We start from the raw sequence: 21,715 nt of genomic DNA, 5'->3' as shown, positions 1-21,715 counted from the left end.
CCTAGGCTGGGCGCCATGAGCGAGCCCCCCACCGACCCCGGGCCGTCGACACCCGACGACGCGGACTGGACGTGGGTCCTGACGCGTCCGTGCCCCGACTGCGGCTTCGACGCCGCGGCCGTCGAGCCCGCCGACGTGCCGGACCTGCTCCGTGACGCCGGGCAGCGGTATGCCGCGGCGCTGGGTCGCGAGGACGCGCGCACCCGTCCGGCCGAGGGCGTCTGGTCGACGCTCGAGTACGCCTGCCACGTCCGCGACGTCTGCGACGTCATGCGGGGTCGGCTCGAGCAGATCCTCGCGCGAGGCGGCGAGGTCGTCCGCTTCGCCAACTGGGACCAGGACGAGACCGCCGTCGAGCAGCAGTACTGGCGCTCCGACCCCGACGTCGTGGCACACGAGGTCACGGCGGCGTTCGAGGCCGCGGCGACGGCATACGCCCTCCCGGCGGGTACGCAGTGGGAGTGGCCGGCCCTGCGGAGCAACGGCTCGGAGTTCACGGCCCGCACCCTCGCGCTCTACTTCACCCACGACATACGCCACCACCTCTGGGATGTGAACGCATGACCCTGCCCATCGACGTGCCCCTCCAGCTGCCCGAGCCGCGCACGCCCGACCCGCACGACGCGCCCGCCATCCGGTGGGGCGTCCTCGCCCCCGGCGGCATCGCGCACGCCTTCGCCGACGCCGTGGCGGTCGGGACGTCGTCGTCGGTCGTCGCCGTCGGCTCGCGCAGCCGCGAGCGGGCGCAGGACTTCGCCGACGAGTTCTCGGTCCCGCGGGCCTACGGCTCCTACGAGGAGCTCGTCGCCGACCCGGAGGTCGACGCGATCTACGTGGCGTCGCCGCACTCCGAGCACCGCGACCACGCGCTGCTCGCCATCCGGGCCGGCAAGCCGGTGCTCGTCGAGAAGGCCTTCACCCGCAGCGCGGCCGAGGCCCGCGAGGTGCTCGACGCCGCCGCCGAGCAGGACCTGCTCGTCGTCGAGGCCATGTGGAGCCGCTTCCTGCCGCACTACGACGTCGTGCGGCACGTCGTCGAGACCGGACTCATCGGCGAGATCGTCACCGTCTTCGCCGACCACGGCCAGCGCCTCTACCCGGGTGGGCCGGCTCGCCTGTCGCAGCCCGAGCTCGCCGGCGGTGCCCTGCTCGACCTCGGCGTCTACCCCGTGTCGTTCGCCGACCTCGTGCTCGGCGCGCCGACGGCCGTCGCGGCCACCGGCACGCTGACCGACCTCGGCGTCGACGCGACGACGACGATCACCGTCACCGGTGCCGGGGGAGCGCACGGCGTGCTCTCGTGCACGATGGCCGCCGTCACGCCGGTCTCGGCCGTCGTCGCCGGCACCCAGGCACGCCTCGAGCTGTCCGGCGCCTTCTACGGTCCGGGCTCGACGATCCGGCTCGTGGGGCCCGACAACGAGCTGATCGACGAGCGCCCTGGCGGCCTGACCGAGGACGTGCGTGGCTTCTCCTACGAGGCGGCTGAGTTCGCCCGCTGCCTCGTCGCCGGCGAGACCGAGTCGCCTCTCCTGCCGCACGCCACGACGCTGCGCGTCATGGAGACGATGGATGCCGTACGCCGTCAGGTCGGGGTCGTCTACCCCGGCGAGTGAGGTGGGGGCGGGCATCACCCCCAACAGGTGATGCCCGTCGAGGTCGGCCCGACGAGGATCGAGTGTCATGACGACGACGACATCGCTCACGGCAGCCCAGGCCGACCTCGTCCGCGAGACCGAGCCCGCCCGCCTCGCCGAGCTGTCCGAGGACGAGCTCATCGAGCTGCACCAGCGAGTGCGCCGGGCCCGCACCAAGCACGTCGGCCTCTACCGGCGCCAGGCGAGCGCACGGGTCGCGGCCAAGGGAGCCCGCGGCGCGGCCCGACCCGCCAACCGCCTGAACGCCGACCGGGCCGAGGTCTTCGAGCTGGCGCTGGCACGGGTCAGTGCGCGGCTCGGCGTCGTCGCCCGCGCCGCGGCCGCCGACCTCAAGGCCGAGCGCCTCGCTGCGGCCCGTGAGGTCAAGGCCGGCACCGGTCCCGGCTCGGCGGCCTCGTCGAGCGGCGCCGCGTCGGTGCCGTCGGGCAGGCGGCGTGCGACGAAGACGACGGGCGGCCTCAAGCGTGACGCGTCCTCGCAGTCGCAGGGCGCGCGCCGACAGGCCAAGAAGGACGCCCGCTAGGTCCGGACCGGCCCGACGGCATACGCCATCGGGTGTCGCGCTCGCGTGTCCCGGAGCCCCGGCTCAGGCGCCCGTCGTGTTGGGGTCGCGCCAGCGTCGCTCGAAGGGCAGGCGCCACGTGAAGGGTGCGACGAGCTGGTGGATCTGGTTGGGGCCCCACGTGCCCGGGTCGTAGGGGCGCACGATCGGCGGGTTGTCGAGGAGCGGCTGGCTGATCTCCCAGAGGCGCTCGATGCCGTCGGCCGACGTGAAGAGCGTGCGGTCGCCGCGGGCGGCGTCGTAGATGAGCCGCTCGTAGGCCTCGAGCACCGCGCCGGCCCAGTCGGTCTCGCCCATGGAGAACTGCATCGAGAGCTTGTCGAGCTTCATGCCCGGCCCGGGACGCTTGCCGTAGAAGGACAGCGACATGCGTGACCGGTCGGCGAGGTCGAAGGTCAGGTGGTCGGGCCCGTTGTCGCCGACGCCCGAGCCCGCCGGGAACATCGAGCGCGGCGGCTCCTTGAAGGCGATGGAGATGATGCGTGCGCCCTCGGCGAGCCGCTTGCCGGTGCGCAGGTAGAACGGCACGCCGGCCCAGCGCCAGTTGTCGACGAAGCACTTGAGGGCCACGAACGTCTCGGTCTGGCTGTCGTGCCTGACGCCCGGCTCGTCGCGGTAGCCGACGTACTGCCCGCGCACGACGTCGTGCGGCTCGATCGGCGACATCGACCGGAAGACCTTGTTCTTCTCCTCGCTGATGGCGTGCGGCTCGAGCGCGGTGGGCGGCTCCATCGCGGTGAACGCGAGCACCTGGAAGAGGTGCGTGACGACCATGTCGCGGTAGGCGCCGGTGCTCTCGTAGAAGTCCGCGCGCTGCGCGAGGCCGAGCGTCTCCGGGACGTCGATCTGGATGTGGTCGATGTGGTTGCGGTGCCAGATCGGCTCGAAGAGTCCGTTGGCGAAGCGGAAGGCGAGGATGTTCTGGGCCGCCTCCTTGCCGAGGAAGTGGTCGATGCGGAAGATCTGCTCCTCGTCGAAGACCTCGTGGAGCTCGGCGTTGAGCTTGCGGGCGCTCTCGAGGTCGGTGCCGAAGGGCTTCTCCATGATGATCCGGCTGCGCTCGACGAGACCGGCCTCGGCCAGCTGGTGCACGACCGCGAGCGCGGCCTTGGGCGGCACCGACAGATAGTGCAGCCGCCTGGCGTCGGCACCGAGGATCGCCTCCGACTCGTCGACGGCGGCCCGGATCCCCTGCGGCCCAGCGCTGCCCGGCACCCAGTGGATGCGCTCGGCGAACTCGCGCAGGTCTTCGTCACTCACGTTGTGGCTGCTGTGCTCGCGCACGGACGCGAGGACGATGTCGAGGAACTCGTCGCGGGTCAGCTCGTCGAGCGAGGTCGCGACGACGCGCAGGCCCTCGAGGAGCTGGGACTCGTGCAGGTGCAGCATGCCCGGGAGCAGCTTGCGCTTGGCGAGGTCTCCGGTGGCGCCGAAGAGGACGACCGTGGTGGCTGGCATGGCTCCAGCGTGGCGCAGATCGGGCGCCAGCGGGAGGTGCGGTCCGGTCCGAAGACGCGAAGACCCACCACGGAGGCGCCAGCCGTGGGAACCTCAGCCATGGCACACGGGGCCGGGCACGACGCAGACCTGCCGGCTGACAGGGGCGCGGTGGAGTCCGCTTCGGGGCGTCTGGCGCGTCTGCGGCTGCGCGGCGAGGACACCGCCACCCGGTATGCCCGCAAGTACATGGACCTGTCGCGCCGCATCCCCGCGGCCAAGGTGCCGCTGGAGATGGCGGCGCTCTACGTCGCTCGCCAGGGCATGCTGCTCGCCAGTGCCGTCGCGTTCCGGACCTTCCTGTGGCTGCTCCCGCTCGCGCTGCTCGTGTCCGGTCTGGTGGCGGGACTCAGCCGCGCGATCCCCGGTGCGGCCGAGGACGCAGTCGCCGTCACGGGGGTGACGAGCACCATGCGCCAACAGATCACGGCGGCCCTCGAGCAGTCGACCCGCTCGTGGTGGGTGGCCGTCCTCGTCGGCTTCGTCCTCTCGCTCTGGACGACGCGAACCCTCATGCGCAATCTCGTCATCGTCAACGCGCACGTGTGGGACGCGCGGGTGCCGCGACGCACGCAACGCGAGGTGCTGAAGGCGACGCTCGTCTTCGGCGCGGCCTGGCTGGGCATCTTCCTCGGGGCTGCTCTCGTCACGAGCCTCGACCACCTCCTGCCCGGCGGCATCCTGCTCTCCTTCGTCTGCCAGGCCGCGATCTCCGGCGCCGGGTGGGTGCTCATCACGCTCCACCTGCCCGACCGGCGCCGCTCCTGGGTGGACCTCGTGCCCGGCGGTCTGCTCTTCGGCGTGGGGCTCGCCACGCTCCACGTCATCAGCCGCGTCTACCTCCCCGCCCGGATCGAGCACTCGTCGGCGCTCTACGGCTCGCTCGGCGTCGCGGGAGCCGTGCTCGTGTGGCTCCTCGTCGCCGGACAGCTCATCGTGGGCTGCGCCATCCTCAACCGGGTGTGGCTGCGCCACCAGGACCCGACCTTCGACCCGGACTTCGAGGCGTCCTTCGACCTGTCGATCGAGCCGGTCATCCGTCGGGTCGCTGAGCGGGACATCGAATGGGACCCCGAGCCGCACACCGAGAAAGCAGAGGATTCGGGCGACACCACGGCCTGAGGGGGGCTCGTGCCCCTATGCTCGGGCCATGCTCATCATCGGCATGATCCTCTTCGGCATGCTCGTCGGCGCCGCCGCCCAGCTCATCCTGGGCCGCGAGGGCAAGAGCATCGACTGGACGATGGCCATCGTCGCGGGCCTCGTCGGCTCGTTCGTCGGCGGCCTCGTCTCGAGCCTCATCGCGGGCGACGGCCTCGCGCTGCGCCCGAGCGGCATCATCGGCTCGATCGTCGGCGCCGTCATCGTGACGGCCGTGTGGCGCTGGAGCCGCACCCGCAGCGTCACCCGCTGACCCGGCGCGCTCAGAGGGCCTCCACCCGGACCCGCCCTCGCTTCACGACCCAGCGGTGGGTCAGGCGTATGCCGTCGAGCAGGCTCTCGTCGTGGCTGACGACGAGCACCGTCCCCCCGAAGGCCGCCACAGCGGCCTCGAGCTGCTCGATCGCGTCGACGTCGAGGTGGTTCGTCGGCTCGTCGAGCACGAGGACGTTGACCTCGCGGCCCTGGAAGAGGGCCATGAGCGCCCGCGTCCGCTCGCCCATCGACAGGCTCCGCGCCGGACGTGACACGTGCTCGGACCCGAGCCCGAACTTCGCGAGGAGGGTCCGCACCTCGGCGATCGGCCACTCGCTCCCCGACCTCGGGTGGGTCCCGAGCTCGCGTCGCACGACGTCGAGCACCGACGCGTCGTCGTCGAGCAGCGTTCGGCGCTGGTCGATGACGCCGACGGCCACGCGCGTCCCGAGGCTCTGGCGGCCGGACGCGAGCGGGAGGTCACCGAGCAGGGCGCCGAGGAGCGTCGTCTTGCCCGAGCCGTTGTCGCCGACGAGCGCGATGCGGTCGCCGCGGCCGACGACGAGGCTCACCGGGCCGAGCCGGAAGCCGTGCCGCTCGACGACCGCGTCGGACAGGGTGGCCACGACGTCGGCGGAGGGCCGGCCCTCGGTGATGGCGTAGCGCAGCTGCCACTCCTTGCGCGGCTGCTCCACCGCGTCGAGGCGGTCGGCGGCCCGTTCGAGCCGGCCGCCCTTCGCCGCCTGCCGGTCGGCCCGGGCCTTGTGCTTCTCGCGGATGTGCTTGTCGGGCTCCTTGCCGAGCGCGACGTTGCGTCGTCCCCGGTCGGCCCAGTCGTGCCGCTGCCGGGACTGCGCGAGCAGCGAGTCCCGCTCGGCGGCATACCCCTCGTACGCCTCCCACGCGTGGGCGCGGGCGAGCTCGCGCTGCGCGACGAAGCTGCTCCAGCCGCCGGAGTAGTGGCCGATGCGCTGCTGCTTGACGTCGAGCTCGACGACGCCCGTGGCCACCGCGTCGAGGAAGGTGCGGTCGTGGCTGGCGACGAGGATCGGACCCTCGTGCGCGGCGACGAAGTCGGCCATGAGGGTGAGCCCGCGGGCGTCGAGGTCGTTCGTCGGCTCGTCGAGGAGCAGCACGTCGTACTGGCTGAGCAGCACGGCGACGAGGCAGGCGCGGGCTGCCTGCCCGCCGGACAGCGTGCCGAGCGGGCGGTCCGACGCGACGTCGAGCCCCACGCGCGCGGCCACCTCGGGCAGCCGCTCGTCGAGGTCGGCGGCCCCGAGCGCCAGCCAGCGCTCGAGCGCCGCTGCATAGCGGTCCTCGCTGCCGTCGTCACCCGCGGCGATCGCGGCGGACGCGGTCTCGAGCTCGATGTCGGCGGCCGTGACGCCGGTGCGGCGACGCGCATACGTCAGGAGGGTCTCCGACGGGTCGGGGACGACCTGCGGGAGCCAGCCGACCGTCGCGTCGCGCGGGGCGAGGCGGATCGTGCCGGCCTCGACGGGCAGCTCGCCGACGACGGTGCGCATGAGCGTCGACTTGCCCGACCCGTTGGGGCCGACGACGGCGAGCACGTCGCCGTCGGCGAGGGTCAGGTCGAGACCGGAGAAGAGGGTGCGCGCCCCGAAGGCGACGTCGAGTCCGGAGATGGTGAGGGTCGTAGACATGAGAGGTCCTGGATGGTCGGCAGGGCCCCGCGGGTGACGTCAGTCGGTCGTCGACCGGTCAGCGGCGGGCGGGCTCGAGGCATCAGGAGATCCACACGGGAGAGAAGGTATGCGGCGACCGAAGCCCGCGTCCAGCGCTTTTCCGCCGCTCTCGGGCCACCCGAACCCCGCCCCGGCGGAGTCGCGGCGGTCCGACGGGCGCCCTGCGCGCGACTGGTCCGCCCCGGCGGAGTTGTCGCGGTCCGCGGGGCGTGGACTCGCGACACAAGTCCGCCCGGGCGGAGTGGTGGTGGCGCGGCTCAGGCGAGGGCGGCGTCGTGGACGACGATGGCGATCTGGACCCGGTTGTCGGCCCCGAGTTTGTCGAGGACGCGCGACACGTGGGCCTTGACGGTCGGCACCGAGAGGTAGAGCTCGCGGGAGATGTCGGCGTTCGACAGACCGCGGCCGATGGCGAGGGCCACCTCGCGTTCGCGGTCGGTGAGGGTCTCCAGGCGGGCCTCGGCGTCCGCGCGGCGGCGGTCGCCCGCGTCGGAGCCACCTCCGCCCGTCGCGACGTGGGCCATGAGCGTGGCCGTGACGCTCGGCGACAGGATCGGCTCCCCGGCGGCGACGAGGCGCACCGCCTCGACGAGACGCCGCGGCTCGGTGTCTTTGAGGAGGAAGCCGTGCGCGCCGGCCCGCAGCGCCTGCACGACCATGTCGTCGGCGTCGAACGTCGTCAGGACGATGACCTTGAGGTCGTCACCGCGCGCACCCCGGACGGCCCGGGCCCCCTCGGACAGCAGCGATCTCGTCGTCTCGAGCCCGTCGCGGCGCGGCATCCGGATGTCCATGAGGACGACGTCGGGCCGGTGCTCGTCGACGGCCCGCTCGCCGTCGATCCCGTCACCCGCCTCCGCGACGACGTCGAGGTCCGGCGCGCCGCCGAGGATCATCCTCAGCCCGGCGCGCACGAGGGCGTCGTCGTCGACGATCACGACACGCGTACGCCCCTGGTCCCCGCTCATCGCGACCACGGTAGCCGGGCGGCGAGGACGAAGTCGCCGGCCCGGTCGGGGCCGTAGGTCAGCTCGCCCCCGGCGAGGACGGCGCGCTCCGTGAGCCCGAGCAGTCCCAGCCCGGATCCGACCGTGACGTCCGGGCGTATGCCGTCAGCCGAGTCGGTGCGCCCGCGCGGGATCGTGTTGCGCACCGTCACCCGCACCGCCTCGTCGTCGAGTCCCCCCTCGGGGGCCGTCGAAACCGTGACCCGGACGGCTGCGCCCGGGGCGTGCTTGCGAGCGTTCGTCAGGCCCTCCTGCACGATCCGGTAGGCGCCCCGCGACACCTGCTCGGGCACGTCCTCGAGGTCGCCCGACCGGTCGAGCCGGACCGTCGTGCCGCCCGACCGGGCCTCGGCGACGAGCGCGTCGAGGTCGGCGAGCGTCGGCTGCGGCGGCTGGGGCGAGCCGTCGGCGGGGGCGCCGGAGCCCGGCACGTCGCGCAGCACCCCGAGCACGGCCCGTAGCTCGGTCAGGGCCTGGTTGGCGCTCTCGCGGACGACCTCCGCCGTCTCGGAGACCTGCTCGGGCGTGAGGTCGGTGCGGTAGGCGAGGGCACCGGAGTGCATGGCCACCAGGGAGATCCGGTGTGCGAGGACGTCGTGCATCTCGCGCGCGATGCGGGCCCGCTCGGCCACCTGCGCCTGGACGACGCGCATCGCCTGCTCGCGCTCGGCCGTCAGGGCCCGCTCGTGGAGCGAGGCGACGAACGCCCGGCGCTCGCCGACGGCCCAGCCGATGGCGACGCTGACGGCATAGCTGAGCAGCCCGATGATGACGTTCGGCAGCGTGACGACCTCGTCCTCGGTCGGGTAGATCATCGAGTGGCCCCACCCGGCCACCATCCACGGCACGAGGACGACGGCGATCTCGCGCCACCGCCGCCGCGTCGAGAGGGACACGAGGGCCACGACCGACGGGCCGACGGCGACGGAGGAGATCCCGGAGAGGGCAGCCGTCGCGACGGCGACGGCGAGCGGCCAGCGGCGGCGCCACAGCAGCAACGCCGTCGCGCCGAGCCCGATCGCGACGTCGACGAGGAGCCAGTCCTTGCCGAACGTCGGCTCGACGTGGCGGTAGTCGAGCTGCGCCTGCACGGCGCCCCAGATCGCGAGCCCGAAGAGGAAGGCGATCCCGAGCCGCCACGTCTCGCCCCACACGTGGCCGCGTCGGGTGCGGGCGATCCGGGGCAGCGGCACCCGGCCAGCGTAGGCGGGGACCCGGCGTCACGGCATCCGACCAAGGTCTCGTCCCGACGGCCCCCGGACCCCCGACCCTGAGCACGGACCCTGACTCCGGTCAGGGTCGGCTACGACCTAGGTAGGGGTCGGAATCAGGCTTGTGACGGATGTGCGGGCCCCTCCTGACCCGGGAGGGTGGAGCCCATGATCACAGTGGAACGACTCACCAAGCGCTACGGCCCGTTCACGGCCGTCGACGACGTCTCGTTCGAGGTCAAGCCGGGCCTCGTCACCGGCTTCCTCGGGCCGAACGGTGCCGGCAAGACGACCGCGATGCGCGTCATGGCCGGCCTCACCCCCGCCACGTCGGGCCGGACGACGGTGCTCGGCAAGCCGTATGCCGCCCTGCCGAACCCGGGCCGCCACGTCGGCCTCCTGCTCGACGCGTCCGCCCAGCACGCCGGCCGCACCGGCCGCGAGGTGCTGACCCTCGGCGCGATCCTGATGGGCGTCGGCAAGCACCGCGTCGACGAGATGGTCGAGCTCGTCGGCCTCACCGAGAAGGAGGCGAACCGGCGGGTCCGCAACTACTCCCTCGGCATGCGCCAGCGCCTCGGTATCGCCCACGCGCTGCTCGGTGACCCCGAGGTGCTCATCCTCGACGAGCCGGCCAACGGGCTCGACCCCGCCGGCATCCGCTGGATGCGTGACCTCCTTCGCGGCTACGCCAACGAGGGGGGCACCGTCCTGCTCAGCTCGCACCTGCTCAACGAGATCGAGCGCGTCGCCGACGAGATCATCGTCATCGGCCACGGCAAGATCGTCGCGCAGGGCACCAAGGACGAGCTCCTCGCCGGGGCCGGCACCTACACCCGCTCCACCGACGACGACGCCCTCATGGCGGCGCTCGCCGAGGCCTCGATCGTCGCCCAGCGCACCCCGACGGGTGGCCTTCAGGTCGAGGCCGAGCCGATCGCCGTCGGCCGCGTCGCCGTCGCCCACCAGATCGTCCTGACCGAGCTGCGCGGCGCCGACAGCCGGGGTCTCGAGGAGATGTTCCTCGACCTCACGGCCGACGCTGCCCGAGAGGAGGTGGCGGCATGACCGCCACGACCACGACGGTGCCCACCGGGGCGCCCGTCTCCAAGAACGCCGAGTCGGCCCTGCCGACGCACGCCAAGGTGCCGAGCCGCATCGACGGCCCGCGGCCCACGACCGGGGTGCCCTTCGGCCGCCTCATCCACGTCGAGCTGCGCAAGATGCTCGACACCCGGGCCGGCCGCTGGCTCCTCATCGGCATCGGGGCGATCATCGCCATCGCCCTGACGATCATGTTCTTCAACGAGGGCGGCCAGCACGCCTTCGGCGAGTACCTCCAGGCCACGACGATGCCGATGGCGCTCATCCTCCCGGTCGTCGGCATCCTCGCCGTCACGGCCGAGTGGAGCCAGCGCACCGGCCTCGTCACCTTCGGTCTCGAGCCGCGCCGCATCCGCGTCGCCTGGGCCAAGCTCCTGTCGGCGCTCCTCGTCGGCGTCTGCGCCTTCGCGCTGGCCCTCGTCCTCGCCGCCCTCGCGCACCAGGCCGCGATCACCTTCCGCGGCATCACCGGCGACTGGTCGACGGACGCCCTCGTGCTCCTCGGCGCCGGCGGCTACGTGCTGCTCGGCATCGCCCAGGGCGTCGGCTTCGGCATGCTCTTCAAGAACACGCCGGCCGCGGTCGTCGTCTTCTTCGTCCTGCCGACCGCGTGGTCGATCCTCGGCTCGATGGTGTCCTGGCTCCAGGACGCCGCCGCGTGGCTCGACATGAACCAGACGATGCAGCCGCTCTTCGGTGGCTCGCTGACCGGTGAGCAGTGGGCCCAGCTCGGCGCCTCGGTCGCCCTGTGGGTCGTCGCGCCGCTCGCCGTCGGCATCTGGCGCCTGACCCGCGCCGAGGTGAAGTAGCACCTCACCACGAACAAGAGGTATGCCGTGTGCCTGACGGGGGCACACGGCATACCTCTGCTTGTTGCTGGGGCGAAAAGCCTTCTCAGTGGGCGGCGTTCGTCTCCGTCTCGACGATCGGGTCGTTGACGACCTTGGCGTCGTCGGCGTCACCGCCCGGGTTCTCGGCGCCCAGGCCGGCCCGGACGAGCTCCTCGATCTGCTTGCCGGTCTCGGCGTCGACGCTCTTCCAGTAGTCGAAGGCGCGCTCGAGCACCGGCGACTTCACGCCGCCGAGCAGGTGGCCGGCGACCGTCTCGGTGAACATCTGGCGCTGCGCGTCGTCCCAGACCTCGCGGACGAGCAGGCCCGCCTGGCTGAAGTCGTCGTCGTCCTCGCGCAGCGTGTAGGCCTGGCGCACCATCGCGCCGTCGGTCTCCCAGCCCTCCTCGACCTCACCGACGGTGTCGGCGTAGCCGCGTCCCTCGCTGTTGGGGGCGTAGACGGGCTGGTCGCCGCGGTGGTCGTAGGCCATCGGGCCGTCCTGCGTGTAGGTGTTGAGGCCCTCGACGCGGGGCCGGTTGACCGGCAGCTGGAGGTAGTTCGGGCCGATGCGGTAGCGGTGGGTGTCGCTGTAGGCGAAGACGCGGCCGAGCAGCATCTTGTCGGGCGAGAAGCCGATGCCCGGCACGACCGCCGACGGCTCGAAGGCCGCCTGCTCGATCTGGGCGAAGAAGTTGTCCGGGTTGCGGTTCAGGGTCATCGTGCCGACCTTGATGAGCGGGTAGTCGCTGTGCGGCCACACCTTCGTCAGGTCGAACGGGTTGAGGTGGTAGGTCTTCGCGTCCTCGTAGGGCATCGCCTGGATCGACAGCGTCCAGCTCGGGAAGTCCCCCGCCTCGATGGCGTCGTGGAGGTCGCGGCGGTGGTGGTCGGCGTCCTGGCCGGCGATGCGCTCGGCCTCGGCGCCCGTCAGACCCTCGACGCCCTGGTTGCTGTGGAAGTGGTACTTGACCCAGTGCTTCTCGCCGGCCGCGTTGATCCAGAGGAAGGTGTGGCTGCCGTAGCCGTTCATGTGGCGGAACGTCTTCGGGATGCCGCGGTCGCCCATGAGGTAGGTGACCTGGTGGGCCGACTCGGGGTTGAGGCTCCAGAAGTCCCACTGCATGTGGTTGTCGCGCAGGCCCGAGCCGCCGCGGCGCTTCTGGCTGCGGATGAAGTGCGGGAACTTCATCGTGTCGCGGACGAAGAAGACCGGGGTGTTGTTGCCGACGAGGTCGTAGTTGCCCTCGGTCGTGTAGAACTTCAGCGCGAAGCCGCGGGGGTCACGCCACGTGTCCGGGCTGCCCTGCTCACCGGCGACGGTGGAGAAGCGCGCGAGCATCTCTGTCGTGACGCCCTGCTGGAAGAGGGCGGCCTTCGTGTAGGCCGACACGTCCTCGGTCGTCTCGAACGTGCCGAAGGCGCCGGAGCCCTTGGCGTGGACGTTGCGCTCCGGGATGCGCTCGCGGTTGAAGTGCGCCATCTGGTTGAGGAAGTGGTGGTCGTGCAGCAGGATCGGGCCGTCCGGACCGACCGTGAGCGAGTTGCGGTCACTCGGCGCGGGTGCCCCGGTCTCGGTGTGCGACCCGAGTCGCGCCTCCTCGCTCGGTGCCGTCTCGATGGACTCGCGGGACTTCGTGCTCTCACTCATGTCTGCTCCTTCGACGTCTGTACAGGGGCCATACCCAGTCGGCACGAGCGGTCCTAGAGTCAGGACATGAGGCTGCGCCGTGTCGTCGAGGCCCGGCCGGCGCTGCTCGCCGTGTCGGTGGGGCTCGCGGTCCTCTCGGTGCTCGGCTCGGCGGGGTGCACGGCGGGCGGGACGCTGGGCGTGTCGCCGACGGGCGGCGTGTCCGCGGGCAGCGCGACCCCCGAGGTCTCGCTGACCCGGATCGACCCCGGGCCGCCGCCCGTCGTGACGGTCCCGCCGCCGGCGGCCGGTGAGGTGGCACGGGTCGTCGTGACGAAGCAGGGCTCGGCCAAGGCCTTCCGCAACGTGCCCGGTGTGCCCGTCGCCGAGGGCCGCACCTACACGGTCGAGGTGGCCTGTGCGGCCGGTCGGGCGACGGAGGGGTCGAGCTACGCCGTCTACGACGCCGCGCCCGGCACGTGGGGGCACGGTGAGCCGCTCTACTCGCGGCCGTTCGTCTGCGACGGCGCGGTCCAGCGGACCGTGCACCTCGGGCTGCCGGTCGGACGGGTTCAGATCGACGTCCGCGGCCTCCCCGCCGACGCCGTCACGGCATACGCCCTCATCCGCCCCGAATAGTCGAGTGGCCCCGCCGTCCCACGGCCCCCACCCGCCGAGCCCTTCCCCCGTCGAGTGGCCCCGTGACCCCACGAGGCCACCCGATCTCCCCGTCGAGTGGCCCCGCAACCACACTCGTCGCGTGACGGGTGTGACGGCGGGGCCACTCGAGCGCTGGGGTTGGTGTGACGGCGGGGCCACTCGACGTGGGGGGGGCGGGGCGGATCTCGGTCGTGGGGGACCGGCGGGCGTGGATAGGCTGGCCCGCGTGATCGACATCAAGCTCGTGCGCGACGAACCCGACCGGGTCCGCGCCTCGCAACAGGCCCGTGGAGAGGACCCGGGGATCGTGGACGCGATCCTCGCTGCCGACGAGCGCCGCCGGTCGTCCCTCGGCGAGTACGAGGCGCTGCGCGCCGAGCAGAAGACCGTCAGCAAGTCGGTCGGTGCCGCGATGGGCGCCTTCCAGAAGGCGAAGAAGTCGGGCGCCGACGACGCCGCGCACCTCGAGAAGGTGGCGCACGAGGCCCGCACGCACGCCGCCAAGCTGAGCGAGCAGGTCAAGGCCCTCGAGTCGACGGCCGACGAGGCCGACGCCGAGCTCGACACGCTGCTGCGCCGCGTCGGCAACGTCATCATCGACGGCGTCCCCGTCGGCGGCGAGGACGACTACGTCCTGCTCGAGACCGTCGGCACGCCGCGCGACTTCGCGGCCGAGGGCTTCGAGCCGCTCGACCACCTCGCGCTCGGCGAGAATCTCGGCGCCATCGACATGGAGCGCGGCGCCAAGGTCGCCGGCGCGCGCTTCTACTACCTCACCGGCGTCGGAGCCCTGCTCGAGCTGGCGCTGCTCAACATGGCGATCGCCCAGGCCACGGCCTCCGGCTTCACGCCGATGATCACGCCGACGATGGCGCGCACCGAGATCATGGCCGGTGCCGGCTTCATCGACGCCCACGACGAAGAGGTCTACAAGCTCAAGGACGACGAGCTCTACCTCACCGGTACCTCCGAGGTGGCGCTCGCCGGCTTCCACGCCGACGAGATCATCGACCTGTCGGACGGTCCCAAGAGGTATGCCGGGTGGTCGGCCTGCTACCGCCGCGAGGCCGGGTCGCACGGCAAGGACACCCGCGGCATCATCCGCGTGCACCAGTTCCACAAGGTCGAGATGTTCAGCTACTGCCGTCCCGAGGACGCCGAGGCCGAGCACCAGCGGCTGCTCGGCTGGGAGCGCGAGATGCTTGCCAAGATCGAGGTGCCCTACCGCATCATCGACACCGCGGCCGGCGACCTCGGTGGACCCGCGGCCCGCAAGTTCGACTGCGAGGCGTGGGTGCCGACGCAGGGCAAGTACCGCGAGCTGACGTCGACGTCGAACTGCACGACCTACCAGGCGCGCCGGCTCAACACGCGTGAGCGCGACCCGAACGGCTCGGGCACCCGCGCCGTCGCCACGCTCAACGGCACGCTCGGCACGACGCGCTGGCTCGTCGCGATCCTCGAGAACCACCAGCAGGCCGACGGCTCGGTCCGCGTGCCCGAGGCCCTGCGCCCCTTCCTCGGCATGGACGTGCTCAAGCCGCTGTCCTGAGGCCTGCACCTGCCGGTCGGCGGGACGATGTCAGAGCTGGCCCGTGACCTTGTCGAGCGTCTCCATGTTGGCTCGGACCGACTCGGTGTCGTGCAGGGGAGACTCGAGCAGGCCCTCGCCGATGCAGCGGGCGGCCTCGAGCGCGGAGTGGAAGAGCGCGCCGTGGCCGATCGGCTCGGGGTCGGTCCACGTCACCGTCCGTGACCCGTCGGCCGACGTGACGACGACGTCGCCGGGCATGAAGAACGGCCCGGGCAGCGTCAGCGTGGCCTCCGTGCCGGCGATCGTCGCTGACGTGGGCGTACGCGTGAGCAGCGTCGAGTGCAGCACGCTCGTCGCGTCGTCGGCATGGGTCAGGAGCACCGCGGCCTGGCCGTTGACGCCGGACGCCGTCATCTCACCGGATGCCAGGACCCGCGTGGCCGGCCCGAGGACCCACGTCGCGAGTGTCGTGACGTAGGTGCCGAGGTCGAGGAGCGACCCGCCCGCCATGGCCGGGTCCAGGATGCGGTGCGGCGGGTCGAAGTGCTCGCCGTGGTCGGCGAGCACGGTGCGCACGTCCCCGAGCATTCCGGTCTCGAGCACCTGCCGCACGACGTCGAAGCGCGGCAGGAAGAGCGTCCACATGGCCTCCATGCAGAAGACCCCGGCCGTGGCTGCGGCGTCCGAGATCGACTGTGCCTCAACGGTATCCAGACCCATCGGCTTCTCGACGAGCACGTGCTTCCCCGCGCCGACGCCCAGGAGAGCATGGGTCAGGTGCACGTGGTGCGGCGTCGCGACGTAGACGACGTCGACGCCAGGATCGGCGACGAGGGCCTCGGGGCTCCCGTGCGCCCGCAGCCCACCCACGCCCCGGGCGAACGCCTCCGCCGAGGCGTTCGTCCGCGACCCGACGGCCACGACCTGCTGGGTCGTGGAGGCCCGGAGCGACGCGACGAAGCGCTCAGCGATCCACCCGGTGCCGAGCACGCCCCAGCGCAGGCTCGGCACCCTGTCGGGGGACGGTCGGCGCGGGGCCGGGAGGGCGTCGGGCAGCGAAAGGGACGACACGGCATACCTTCTCGGGGGTCGGGCGCCGTGACGGGACCGGCGCGGTCAGCGCTCGTCGAGCATGACCTCGATCGAGTAGTCCTGGGCGCGGTAGCAGTGGTCGCCGTACTCGACCGGGCCGCCGACCGCGTCGAACGCGGTGCGCGACATCGTGAGGACCGGCTGGGACGGCGTGAGGTTCAGGTGCTTGCGCTCGCTCGCCGACGGCTGCCGGGCGCCGATGCGCTGGTGGGCGACGACGGGCTTGCCGCCCCGCGCGCGGAGGAGGGCGTAGAGGCCGTCGTGCTCGAGGTCCTCGCAGCTGATGTCGGAGTAGGCCGGCGGCAGCCAGTTGCGCAGGATCGCGAGCGGCCGGTCGCCGTCGAGACGGAGCCGGACGAGGCGCAGCAACGGCGTGTCGGCCGGGAGGCCCATCGCCGTCGCCGCGACCTCGTCGGTCGTCACCTCGTGCGTCAGCACCTCGGTGCGAGGGTCCCCCGAGCCCTCGCGCCGCAGGTCGTCGTAGAGGCTCGTCAGCTCGGCCCGCCGGTGGATCTGGCGGCCCGCGACCGTCGTGCCGAGTCCGCGCCGCCGGAGCAGCAGGCCCTGCCCGACGAGCTCCTGGATCGCGCGCCGCACCGTCGGCCGGGAGAGGCCGAGCCGGTCGGCCATCGCGACCTCGTTCTCGAACGGGTCACCCGGCTGGAGGTCGCCGTTCGCGATCGCCGCGCTCAGCTGCTCGGCCAGCTGGTGGTAGAGCGGGACCGGCGTCTCACGGTCGATGCGGACGTCAACGGGCTTGGGCATGGCCGCAGACTAGCGAGACGGAACGGGCCTGCCGGGATGTGTTCATGTCAGCACACCCTCGTGTCATCACCTCGGGCTCTTGACGACGAGGACGGGCACGTCCGAGTCGAGGATGAGGTTCTGCGCCACGCTGCCGAGGAAGGCCTTGCCCATCGGCGAGCGGCGCCGGGCCCCGATGACGAGCAGGTCCGGACCGAGCTCGCGCACGGTCGCGAGGATCGCCTCCGAGACGTCCGCGATGTCCTGACCACCGGGGACGAGACGCACGTCCCACTGGAGGTCGGGCAGGCACGCGGCCTCGAGGGCGTTCTCGACGGCGTCGGAGATGCCGGCCTTGTTGGCCTCGGCGATGTCGTTGTCGAGCGACTCGACGACGTGGACGACGAGGAGGTGGGTCCCGCGGTATGCCGCCTGGCGGGCTCCCTCCTGCAGCGCGAGCGCGCTCGAGCTGCGGGTGTGGTGGGCGACGGCGACGCTCATGACGCCACCCCCCTCACTTCTGCAGCTCGTGCGAGAGCTCGGTCAGCTCGTCGCCGCCGGCCATCTGGCGGGTGAGCTCGTCGAGACCGACGTCGGCGCGCTTCTTGTCGAGCACGGCCTGGCCGAGCTTGAGGATGACGAAGTGGTTGCCGACGAGGTACGCGTGGTGCGGGTTGTGGGTGATGAAGACGACGCCGAGGCCGGCGTCGCGGGCCGCAGCCGTGTACTTGAGCACGACGCCGGACTGCTTGACGCCGAGGGCGGCGGTCGGCTCGTCGAGGATGAGCACGCGGGCGCCGAAGTAGACGGCCCGGGCGATCGCGACGCACTGGCGCTGGCCACCCGAGAGGGTGCCGATCGGCTGGTTGATGTCCTTGACGACGACGCCCATCTTGCGCAGCTCCTCGTCGGCGATCCGCTTCATGTCGGCGATCCGGAGGGTGGCGAACGGGCCCCTGCCGCTCGTCAGCTCGGAGCCGAGGAAGAAGTTGCGCCACACCTCCATGAGCGAGACGACGGCGAGGTCCTGGTAGACGGTCGCGATGCCGTGGTCGAGGGACTCGCGCGGCGAGGAGAAGCTGACCTCCTTGCCGTCGACCTTCATCGTGCCCTCGTTGTGCGGGTGCAGGCCGGCCATGATCTTGATCAGGGTCGACTTGCCGGCGCCGTTGTCGCCGAGGACGCAGGTCACCTCTCCGGCGCGCACCGTGAGGTTGATGCCCTTGAGGGCGCGGATGGCGCCGTACGTCTTGCCGACGTCCTTCATCTCGATGAGCGGCTCGCCGGAGTGGAGCCCCGGGTCTGCGTGCTCGGACAGGGTGTCAGTCATGTCAGCCCACCTTTCGGGCGGTCGAGAGCTTCTTGACGTAGAGGTTGACCATGACGGCGAGCAGGAGCATCACGCCGAGGAAGGCCCGGAACCAGTTCGGGTCCCAGCCGGCGTAGACGATGCAGAGGCTCGTCATGCCGAAGATGAACGCGCCGATGGCCACACCGATCGCGTTCCCGAAGCCGCCGGTGAGCAGCGTGCCGCCCACGACCGCGGCGATGATGTAGAGGAACTCGTTGCCGATGCCGTTGCCGGCCTGGAGCGTGTCGAACTTGTAGAGCGTGTGCATGCCGACGAACCAGCCGAGGAACGACACGGTCATGAAGAGGCCGATCTTGACGGCCTTGACCGGGACGCCGACGGCGCGGGCGGAGTCGGCGTTGCCGCCGACGGCGTAGATCCAGTTGCCGATCTTGGTGCGCTGGAGGACGAAGGCCGACAGGGCGACGAAGAGGAACCACCAGAGGACGGTGATCTCGACGGTCACGGTGCCGATCTTGAAGCTCGACGCGAAGATCGCGTCGAGGGTCTTGTAGCCGTCCATCTGGTTGATGTTGGGCGTCGAGACCGAGCCCGTGACGAGCTTGGTCACGCCGAGGTTGGCGCCCTGCAGCACGAAGAACGTGCCCAGGGTTATGAGGAAGCTCGGTATGCCGGTCCTCACCACCAGGTAGCCGTTGAGGAAGCCGATGACGAGGCAGAAGACGAGGGAGAGCACGGCGCCGACGACGAGGTTGATGCCGAGCTGGTAGCAGAACATCGCGTTGACGAGCCCGGCCGTGGTGACGATGACGCCGGCGGAGAGGTCGAACTCGCCGCCGATCATGAGCATTCCCACGGCGACCGCGACGATCCCGATGGTGGAGGACTGGTAGAGCACGGTGAAGAACGACGCGGGTGACCTGAAGGCCGGGGCGACGATGAGGAAGAAGATGAAGATGACGATCGCCGCGACGAGCGCCCCGACCTCGGGGCGGGCGAGCAGGCGGTTCGACCAGCCGAGCGTGACCCGGTTCGACGCCTCGGCTGGTGCCGAGGGGGGAGTCTTGGTGGTTTGACTCATGGACCTCTCCGATCCGTTTGACGAGCGAGGAGTGAAGTGCGAGAGGGCGGCCGGCCCCGGTTGCCCCGGCCGGCCGCCCCGGTGGGTCAGCGCGTGTTGTTCTTGGCGAACGGGAGGATGACGCCGATGTTCTTGGCGTCGACGAACGACGGTCCGGTCAGGACGGCGAGGCCGCCACCGATGTCGTTGCCGTTCTTCTTGTTGAGGTAGAGCGACTGGATCGCGAGGTAGCCCTGGACGTAGGGCTGCTGGTCGACCGAGAACTGGATCTTGCCGTCCTGGATCGCCTGGGCGGCGTCGACGTTGAGGTCGAAGGTGGCGAGCTTGGCCTTGCTGCCGGCCGCGTCCATCGCCTTGAGGGCGTCGAGAGCGATCGGGGCGCCGAGCGTGACGATCCAGTCGATCGAGCTGTCCTGAGCGAGCTTGGCCTGCAGGGCCGAGACGACCGAGGGGTCGTCGGCGCCGTTGACCTGGATGTTCTCGGTGGCGGGTATGCCCTTCTTGACGCCGGCGCACCGGGCCTCGAGAGCGACCGAGCCGGCGGCCTGGATGACGCAGAGGACCTTCTTGCCCCCGGCGGCGGCGATGCGCTTGCCGGTCGCCTCACCGGCGAGGTTCTCGTCGGAGCCGAAGTACATCTTGGCGCCGACCTGCTGGTACTGGTCGATGCCGGAGTTGAAGGCGACGACGGGGATGCCGGCGTCGTCCGCCGACTTGACCGCACCGGCGAGGGCGTCGGGCGTGGCGAGCGTCGTGGCGATGCCGTCGACCTTCGAGTCGACGGCGTTCTGGATCAGCGTGGCCTGCTTGGCCGGGTCCGGGTCGTTGGAGTACTTGAGCGTGATGCCGCTGTTCTTCGCGGCCTGGGTGGCACCGGCCTTGATCTTGTCCCAGAAGGTGTCGCCCGGGGTCTCGTGGGTGACCATGGCGAACGTGTAGCCGGAGTTGTCGCCGGCGCCGCTGCCGCTCCCGGCGTTGCCGGTGCTGGCGGGGGCGCCGCCGCCGCTGCACGCCGCGAGGGCGAGGGCTGCGGCCGTGGCCATGCCTGCTGCGACGGTCAGGCTCTTGCGAGTCCGAGTCGGAGTCATCGTTGAATCCTTTCGTTGCGTCGCGGTGGCCCGGTCGCCGGAGTGGCGCGACGTTCTGTGACGGTGAGCCCGTCGATCAGGGTGGAGCCCGTATGCCGTGTGCCGCCTGGCACGTGAGGTGCGGGCTGGAGGGGTGTCGGGTCGTGGCGACCCGGCCGGTGCGCCTGTGGTGCGCGTGGCCTGAGGGGTCTGGCTGCGTCGCGTCCGGTGGGGACGGTGTGGGGCGAGGTCGTCGCCCGGAAGGTGTGCGGGGATCTCGGCGGGCTCCGGCGACGTGGTGGGTCACCGTGCTCGCACTGGCTCCTCCGTCGCGGGCGGACATCGGTGCGATGTCTGCCGGTCCCGGCGTCGGTGCCAGCGATTGGAGGATGCTCCCTCTCCTGCAGTGCTGTCAAGAGATTGATCAAACATCAGAATGTCCTAACATTTGCTTGACAGGGCGAGGTGCACGGCACGACCATCGTTCTCGTAGGGACGACGACGTCGAGGCGCTCGCCGACCGGACCCCGCGGCGACCACCCCACCGGAACGCCGCCCACCGCGATCACCCAAGGGAGTGTGCACATGCGCATCGGACTGGCCGGAGTCGGCCGCATCGGGGCGTTCCACGCCGAGACCCTCCGCGACCTGTCCGACGTCGACGAGGTCGTCGTCGCCGACCTCGACGCCGACGCCGCCCGCGCCGTCGCCGACAAGCTCGAGGTCGGCTTCGCCGCCTCGCCGGCCGAGCTGCTCGCCCAGGGCGTCGACGGCTTCGTCATCGCCACCGCGACGCCCGGGCACGCGCCCCTCATCCGCCTCGGTCTCGAGGCCGGCGTCCCGACCTTCTGCGAGAAGCCCGTGGCCGCCACGCTCGACGAGACGATGGACCTCGCGCGGCTCGTCCGCACGACGAGCACGCCCGTCCACGTCGGCTTCCAGCGACGCTTCGACCGCGGCTACCAGCGCGCCCAGCAGGCCGTGGCCGGTGGCGAGCTCGGCTTCGTCCACAGCATCCGGGCGCAGACGCACGACCAGGCGCCGCCGCACGCCGCCTACATCCCGACGAGCGGCGGCCTCTTCCGCGACTGCTCGATCCACGACTTCGACATCATCCGCTTCGTCACCGGCCGCGAGGTCGCCTCGGTCTACGCGACCGGCGCCAACAAGGGCGCCGCGTTCTTCTCCGAGGCCGGCGACGTCGACACCGCCGCGGCCGTGCTCACCCTCGACGACGGCACGCTCGTCAACCTCTCCGCGACGCGCTACAACGGCGCGGGCCACGACGTGCGCATGGAGGTCCTCGGCAGCGACGGCACGATCGGCGTCGGCTACGACGACTCGCTCGCCGTCACCTCCGCCGAGCCCGGCGCCACCTACCCGGTCGGCCCCCGCCACTGGTCGTTCATGGAGCGCTTCCTGCCGGCCTACCGCGCCGAGCTGACGGCCTTCGCCGCCGTCGCCCGCGGGGCGCTCGCCTCGCCGTGCACCGTCGACGACGCGCTCCAGGCCTTCCGGGTCGCCGAGGCCTGCGAGCTCTCCCGGAGCGAGGGTCGGGTCGTCTCGCTCGACGAGATCCCGAGCCTGTGAACGTCGTGGAC

The 21,715-nt window shown here is 71.6% G+C and carries 21 protein-coding genes; 10 read left to right on the top strand and 11 right to left on the bottom strand.

Features of this window, described 5'->3' with window-relative positions; all coding sequences use genetic code 11:
• Window positions 1–15: 15 nt before the first annotated feature.
• The 3 genes from ACSQ2D_RS19705 (at window position 16) to ACSQ2D_RS19695 (ending at window position 2,181) form a co-directional block, all read left to right on the top strand.
• Window positions 16–564 (top strand): DinB family protein, encoded by a 549-nt coding sequence (locus ACSQ2D_RS19705; RefSeq protein WP_435987605.1) that lies wholly within the window; start codon window positions 16–18, stop codon window positions 562–564.
• A complete protein-coding gene (locus ACSQ2D_RS19700) occupies window positions 561–1,616 on the top strand; it encodes a Gfo/Idh/MocA family protein (protein WP_435987604.1) in 1,056 nt (351 codons plus the stop codon). Before ACSQ2D_RS19705 ends, ACSQ2D_RS19700 begins: the two co-directional genes overlap by 4 nt.
• A gap of 67 nt (window positions 1,617–1,683) precedes the next feature.
• Window positions 1,684–2,181, top strand: coding sequence for a hypothetical protein (locus ACSQ2D_RS19695; RefSeq protein WP_435987603.1), 498 nt, complete (start codon window positions 1,684–1,686; stop codon window positions 2,179–2,181).
• Window positions 2,182–2,244: 63 nt separating this feature from the next.
• Here the strand turns inward: ACSQ2D_RS19695 and zwf are convergent, their stop codons facing one another.
• Complete coding sequence (zwf, locus tag ACSQ2D_RS19690) at window positions 2,245–3,678, bottom strand: glucose-6-phosphate dehydrogenase (protein ID WP_435987602.1); 1,434 nt, start codon at window positions 3,676–3,678, stop codon at window positions 2,245–2,247.
• 150 nt (window positions 3,679–3,828) lie between these two features.
• Here zwf and ACSQ2D_RS19685 point away from each other — a divergent pair, with 150 nt between their 5' ends.
• Complete coding sequence (locus tag ACSQ2D_RS19685) at window positions 3,829–4,839, top strand: YihY/virulence factor BrkB family protein (RefSeq protein WP_435987601.1); 1,011 nt, start codon at window positions 3,829–3,831, stop codon at window positions 4,837–4,839.
• Between the two features lie 28 nt (window positions 4,840–4,867).
• Window positions 4,868–5,131: a GlsB/YeaQ/YmgE family stress response membrane protein gene (locus tag ACSQ2D_RS19680; protein ID WP_435987600.1), complete on the top strand. Its 264-nt coding sequence runs from the start codon at window positions 4,868–4,870 to the stop codon at window positions 5,129–5,131.
• A 10-nt stretch (window positions 5,132–5,141) separates the two neighbouring features.
• Here ACSQ2D_RS19680 and ACSQ2D_RS19675 read toward each other — a convergent pair whose 3' ends face one another.
• From ACSQ2D_RS19675 to ACSQ2D_RS19665, 3 genes are all read right to left on the bottom strand, one after another.
• Window positions 5,142–6,800 (bottom strand): ABC-F family ATP-binding cassette domain-containing protein, encoded by a 1,659-nt coding sequence (locus ACSQ2D_RS19675; RefSeq protein WP_435987599.1) that lies wholly within the window; start codon window positions 6,798–6,800, stop codon window positions 5,142–5,144.
• Between the two features lie 299 nt (window positions 6,801–7,099).
• Window positions 7,100–7,810: a response regulator gene (locus tag ACSQ2D_RS19670; protein ID WP_435987598.1), complete on the bottom strand. Its 711-nt coding sequence runs from the start codon at window positions 7,808–7,810 to the stop codon at window positions 7,100–7,102.
• Complete coding sequence (locus ACSQ2D_RS19665) at window positions 7,807–9,042, bottom strand: sensor histidine kinase (protein WP_435987597.1); 1,236 nt, start codon at window positions 9,040–9,042, stop codon at window positions 7,807–7,809. The genes ACSQ2D_RS19670 and ACSQ2D_RS19665 overlap by 4 nt, the downstream gene beginning before the upstream one ends.
• A gap of 186 nt (window positions 9,043–9,228) precedes the next feature.
• Between ACSQ2D_RS19665 and ACSQ2D_RS19660 the strand changes: the two genes are divergently transcribed.
• Both ACSQ2D_RS19660 and ACSQ2D_RS19655 read left to right on the top strand, forming a co-directional pair.
• A complete protein-coding gene (locus ACSQ2D_RS19660) occupies window positions 9,229–10,128 on the top strand; it encodes an ABC transporter ATP-binding protein (protein ID WP_435987596.1) in 900 nt (299 codons plus the stop codon).
• Window positions 10,125–10,973 carry an ABC transporter permease gene (locus ACSQ2D_RS19655; protein WP_435987595.1) on the top strand — a complete coding sequence of 283 codons (849 nt, stop codon included), beginning with the start codon at window positions 10,125–10,127 and terminating at the stop codon, window positions 10,971–10,973. Before ACSQ2D_RS19660 ends, ACSQ2D_RS19655 begins: the two co-directional genes overlap by 4 nt.
• 85 nt (window positions 10,974–11,058) lie before the next feature.
• On the opposite strand, the gene ACSQ2D_RS19650 is transcribed toward ACSQ2D_RS19655, so the two are convergent.
• Window positions 11,059–12,645 (bottom strand): catalase, encoded by a 1,587-nt coding sequence (locus ACSQ2D_RS19650; RefSeq protein ID WP_435987594.1) that lies wholly within the window; start codon window positions 12,643–12,645, stop codon window positions 11,059–11,061.
• Between the two features lie 66 nt (window positions 12,646–12,711).
• Between ACSQ2D_RS19650 and ACSQ2D_RS19645 the strand changes: the two genes are divergently transcribed.
• Both ACSQ2D_RS19645 and serS read left to right on the top strand, forming a co-directional pair.
• The gene (locus ACSQ2D_RS19645) at window positions 12,712–13,263 is read left to right on the top strand and encodes a hypothetical protein (protein ID WP_435987593.1); all 552 of its coding nucleotides are present in this window, start codon (window positions 12,712–12,714) and stop codon (window positions 13,261–13,263) included.
• Between the two features lie 247 nt (window positions 13,264–13,510).
• Window positions 13,511–14,836, top strand: a complete 1,326-nt coding sequence (serS, locus tag ACSQ2D_RS19640; protein WP_435987592.1) for a serine--tRNA ligase — start codon at window positions 13,511–13,513, stop codon at window positions 14,834–14,836.
• Window positions 14,837–14,866: 30 nt separating this feature from the next.
• On the opposite strand, the gene ACSQ2D_RS19635 is transcribed toward serS, so the two are convergent.
• The 6 genes from ACSQ2D_RS19635 to ACSQ2D_RS19610 all read right to left on the bottom strand — a co-directional run bounded on the left by ACSQ2D_RS19635 (window position 14,867) and on the right by ACSQ2D_RS19610 (window position 20,135).
• Complete coding sequence (locus tag ACSQ2D_RS19635; RefSeq protein WP_435987591.1) at window positions 14,867–15,889, bottom strand: Gfo/Idh/MocA family protein; 1,023 nt, start codon at window positions 15,887–15,889, stop codon at window positions 14,867–14,869.
• 45 nt (window positions 15,890–15,934) lie between these two features.
• Entirely contained in the window at window positions 15,935–16,675 is a 741-nt protein-coding gene (locus ACSQ2D_RS19630) for a GntR family transcriptional regulator (RefSeq protein ID WP_435987590.1), read from the bottom strand.
• 66 nt (window positions 16,676–16,741) lie between these two features.
• Window positions 16,742–17,155: a universal stress protein gene (locus ACSQ2D_RS19625; RefSeq protein WP_435987589.1), complete on the bottom strand. Its 414-nt coding sequence runs from the start codon at window positions 17,153–17,155 to the stop codon at window positions 16,742–16,744.
• 13 nt (window positions 17,156–17,168) lie between these two features.
• Window positions 17,169–17,984, bottom strand: a complete 816-nt coding sequence (locus ACSQ2D_RS19620) for an ATP-binding cassette domain-containing protein (RefSeq protein ID WP_435987588.1) — start codon at window positions 17,982–17,984, stop codon at window positions 17,169–17,171.
• A gap of 1 nt (window position 17,985) precedes the next feature.
• Entirely contained in the window at window positions 17,986–19,047 is a 1,062-nt protein-coding gene (locus ACSQ2D_RS19615; protein WP_435987587.1) for an ABC transporter permease, read from the bottom strand.
• An 86-nt stretch (window positions 19,048–19,133) separates the two neighbouring features.
• Window positions 19,134–20,135: a substrate-binding domain-containing protein gene (locus ACSQ2D_RS19610; RefSeq protein ID WP_435987586.1), complete on the bottom strand. Its 1,002-nt coding sequence runs from the start codon at window positions 20,133–20,135 to the stop codon at window positions 19,134–19,136.
• Window positions 20,136–20,699: 564 nt separating this feature from the next.
• On the opposite strand from ACSQ2D_RS19610, the gene ACSQ2D_RS19605 reads away from it, so the two are divergent.
• On the top strand, window positions 20,700–21,704 hold the full coding sequence (locus ACSQ2D_RS19605) for a Gfo/Idh/MocA family protein (RefSeq protein WP_435987585.1): 1,005 nt from the start codon (window positions 20,700–20,702) through the stop codon (window positions 21,702–21,704).
• Window positions 21,705–21,715 lie beyond the last annotated feature (11 nt).

Source organism: Terrabacter sp. LjRoot27, assembly GCF_964254175.1.
In the GTDB taxonomy this organism is placed as follows: domain Bacteria; phylum Actinomycetota; class Actinomycetes; order Actinomycetales; family Dermatophilaceae; genus Terrabacter.
The sequence above is the reverse complement of the archived record's forward strand: the minus strand, read 5'-3'. Positions and strand labels throughout refer to the sequence as shown.

What these genes read in the sequence shown, in the direction of transcription:
- ACSQ2D_RS19660 (WP_435987596.1), top strand. Translation starts at nt 9,229, where the DNA reads ATGATCACAGTGGAACGACTCACCAAGCGCTACGGCCCGTTCACGGCC.
- ACSQ2D_RS19655 (WP_435987595.1), top strand. Translation starts at nt 10,125, where the DNA reads ATGACCGCCACGACCACGACGGTGCCCACCGGGGCGCCCGTCTCCAAG.
- ACSQ2D_RS19645 (WP_435987593.1), top strand. Translation starts at nt 12,712, where the DNA reads ATGAGGCTGCGCCGTGTCGTCGAGGCCCGGCCGGCGCTGCTCGCCGTG.
- ACSQ2D_RS19695 (WP_435987603.1), top strand. Translation starts at nt 1,684, where the DNA reads ATGACGACGACGACATCGCTCACGGCAGCCCAGGCCGACCTCGTCCGC.
- ACSQ2D_RS19620 (WP_435987588.1), bottom strand. Translation starts at nt 17,984, where the DNA reads ATGACTGACACCCTGTCCGAGCACGCAGACCCGGGGCTCCACTCCGGC.
- ACSQ2D_RS19625 (WP_435987589.1), bottom strand. Translation starts at nt 17,155, where the DNA reads ATGAGCGTCGCCGTCGCCCACCACACCCGCAGCTCGAGCGCGCTCGCG.
- ACSQ2D_RS19650 (WP_435987594.1), bottom strand. Translation starts at nt 12,645, where the DNA reads ATGAGTGAGAGCACGAAGTCCCGCGAGTCCATCGAGACGGCACCGAGC.
- ACSQ2D_RS19605 (WP_435987585.1), top strand. Translation starts at nt 20,700, where the DNA reads ATGCGCATCGGACTGGCCGGAGTCGGCCGCATCGGGGCGTTCCACGCC.
- zwf (WP_435987602.1), bottom strand. Translation starts at nt 3,678, where the DNA reads ATGCCAGCCACCACGGTCGTCCTCTTCGGCGCCACCGGAGACCTCGCC.
- ACSQ2D_RS19680 (WP_435987600.1), top strand. Translation starts at nt 4,868, where the DNA reads ATGCTCATCATCGGCATGATCCTCTTCGGCATGCTCGTCGGCGCCGCC.
- ACSQ2D_RS19675 (WP_435987599.1), bottom strand. Translation starts at nt 6,800, where the DNA reads ATGTCTACGACCCTCACCATCTCCGGACTCGACGTCGCCTTCGGGGCG.
- ACSQ2D_RS19610 (WP_435987586.1), bottom strand. Translation starts at nt 20,135, where the DNA reads ATGACTCCGACTCGGACTCGCAAGAGCCTGACCGTCGCAGCAGGCATG.
- ACSQ2D_RS19615 (WP_435987587.1), bottom strand. Translation starts at nt 19,047, where the DNA reads ATGAGTCAAACCACCAAGACTCCCCCCTCGGCACCAGCCGAGGCGTCG.
- ACSQ2D_RS19670 (WP_435987598.1), bottom strand. Translation starts at nt 7,810, where the DNA reads ATGAGCGGGGACCAGGGGCGTACGCGTGTCGTGATCGTCGACGACGAC.
- ACSQ2D_RS19700 (WP_435987604.1), top strand. Translation starts at nt 561, where the DNA reads ATGACCCTGCCCATCGACGTGCCCCTCCAGCTGCCCGAGCCGCGCACG.
- ACSQ2D_RS19630 (WP_435987590.1), bottom strand. Translation starts at nt 16,675, where the DNA reads ATGCCCAAGCCCGTTGACGTCCGCATCGACCGTGAGACGCCGGTCCCG.
- ACSQ2D_RS19705 (WP_435987605.1), top strand. Translation starts at nt 16, where the DNA reads ATGAGCGAGCCCCCCACCGACCCCGGGCCGTCGACACCCGACGACGCG.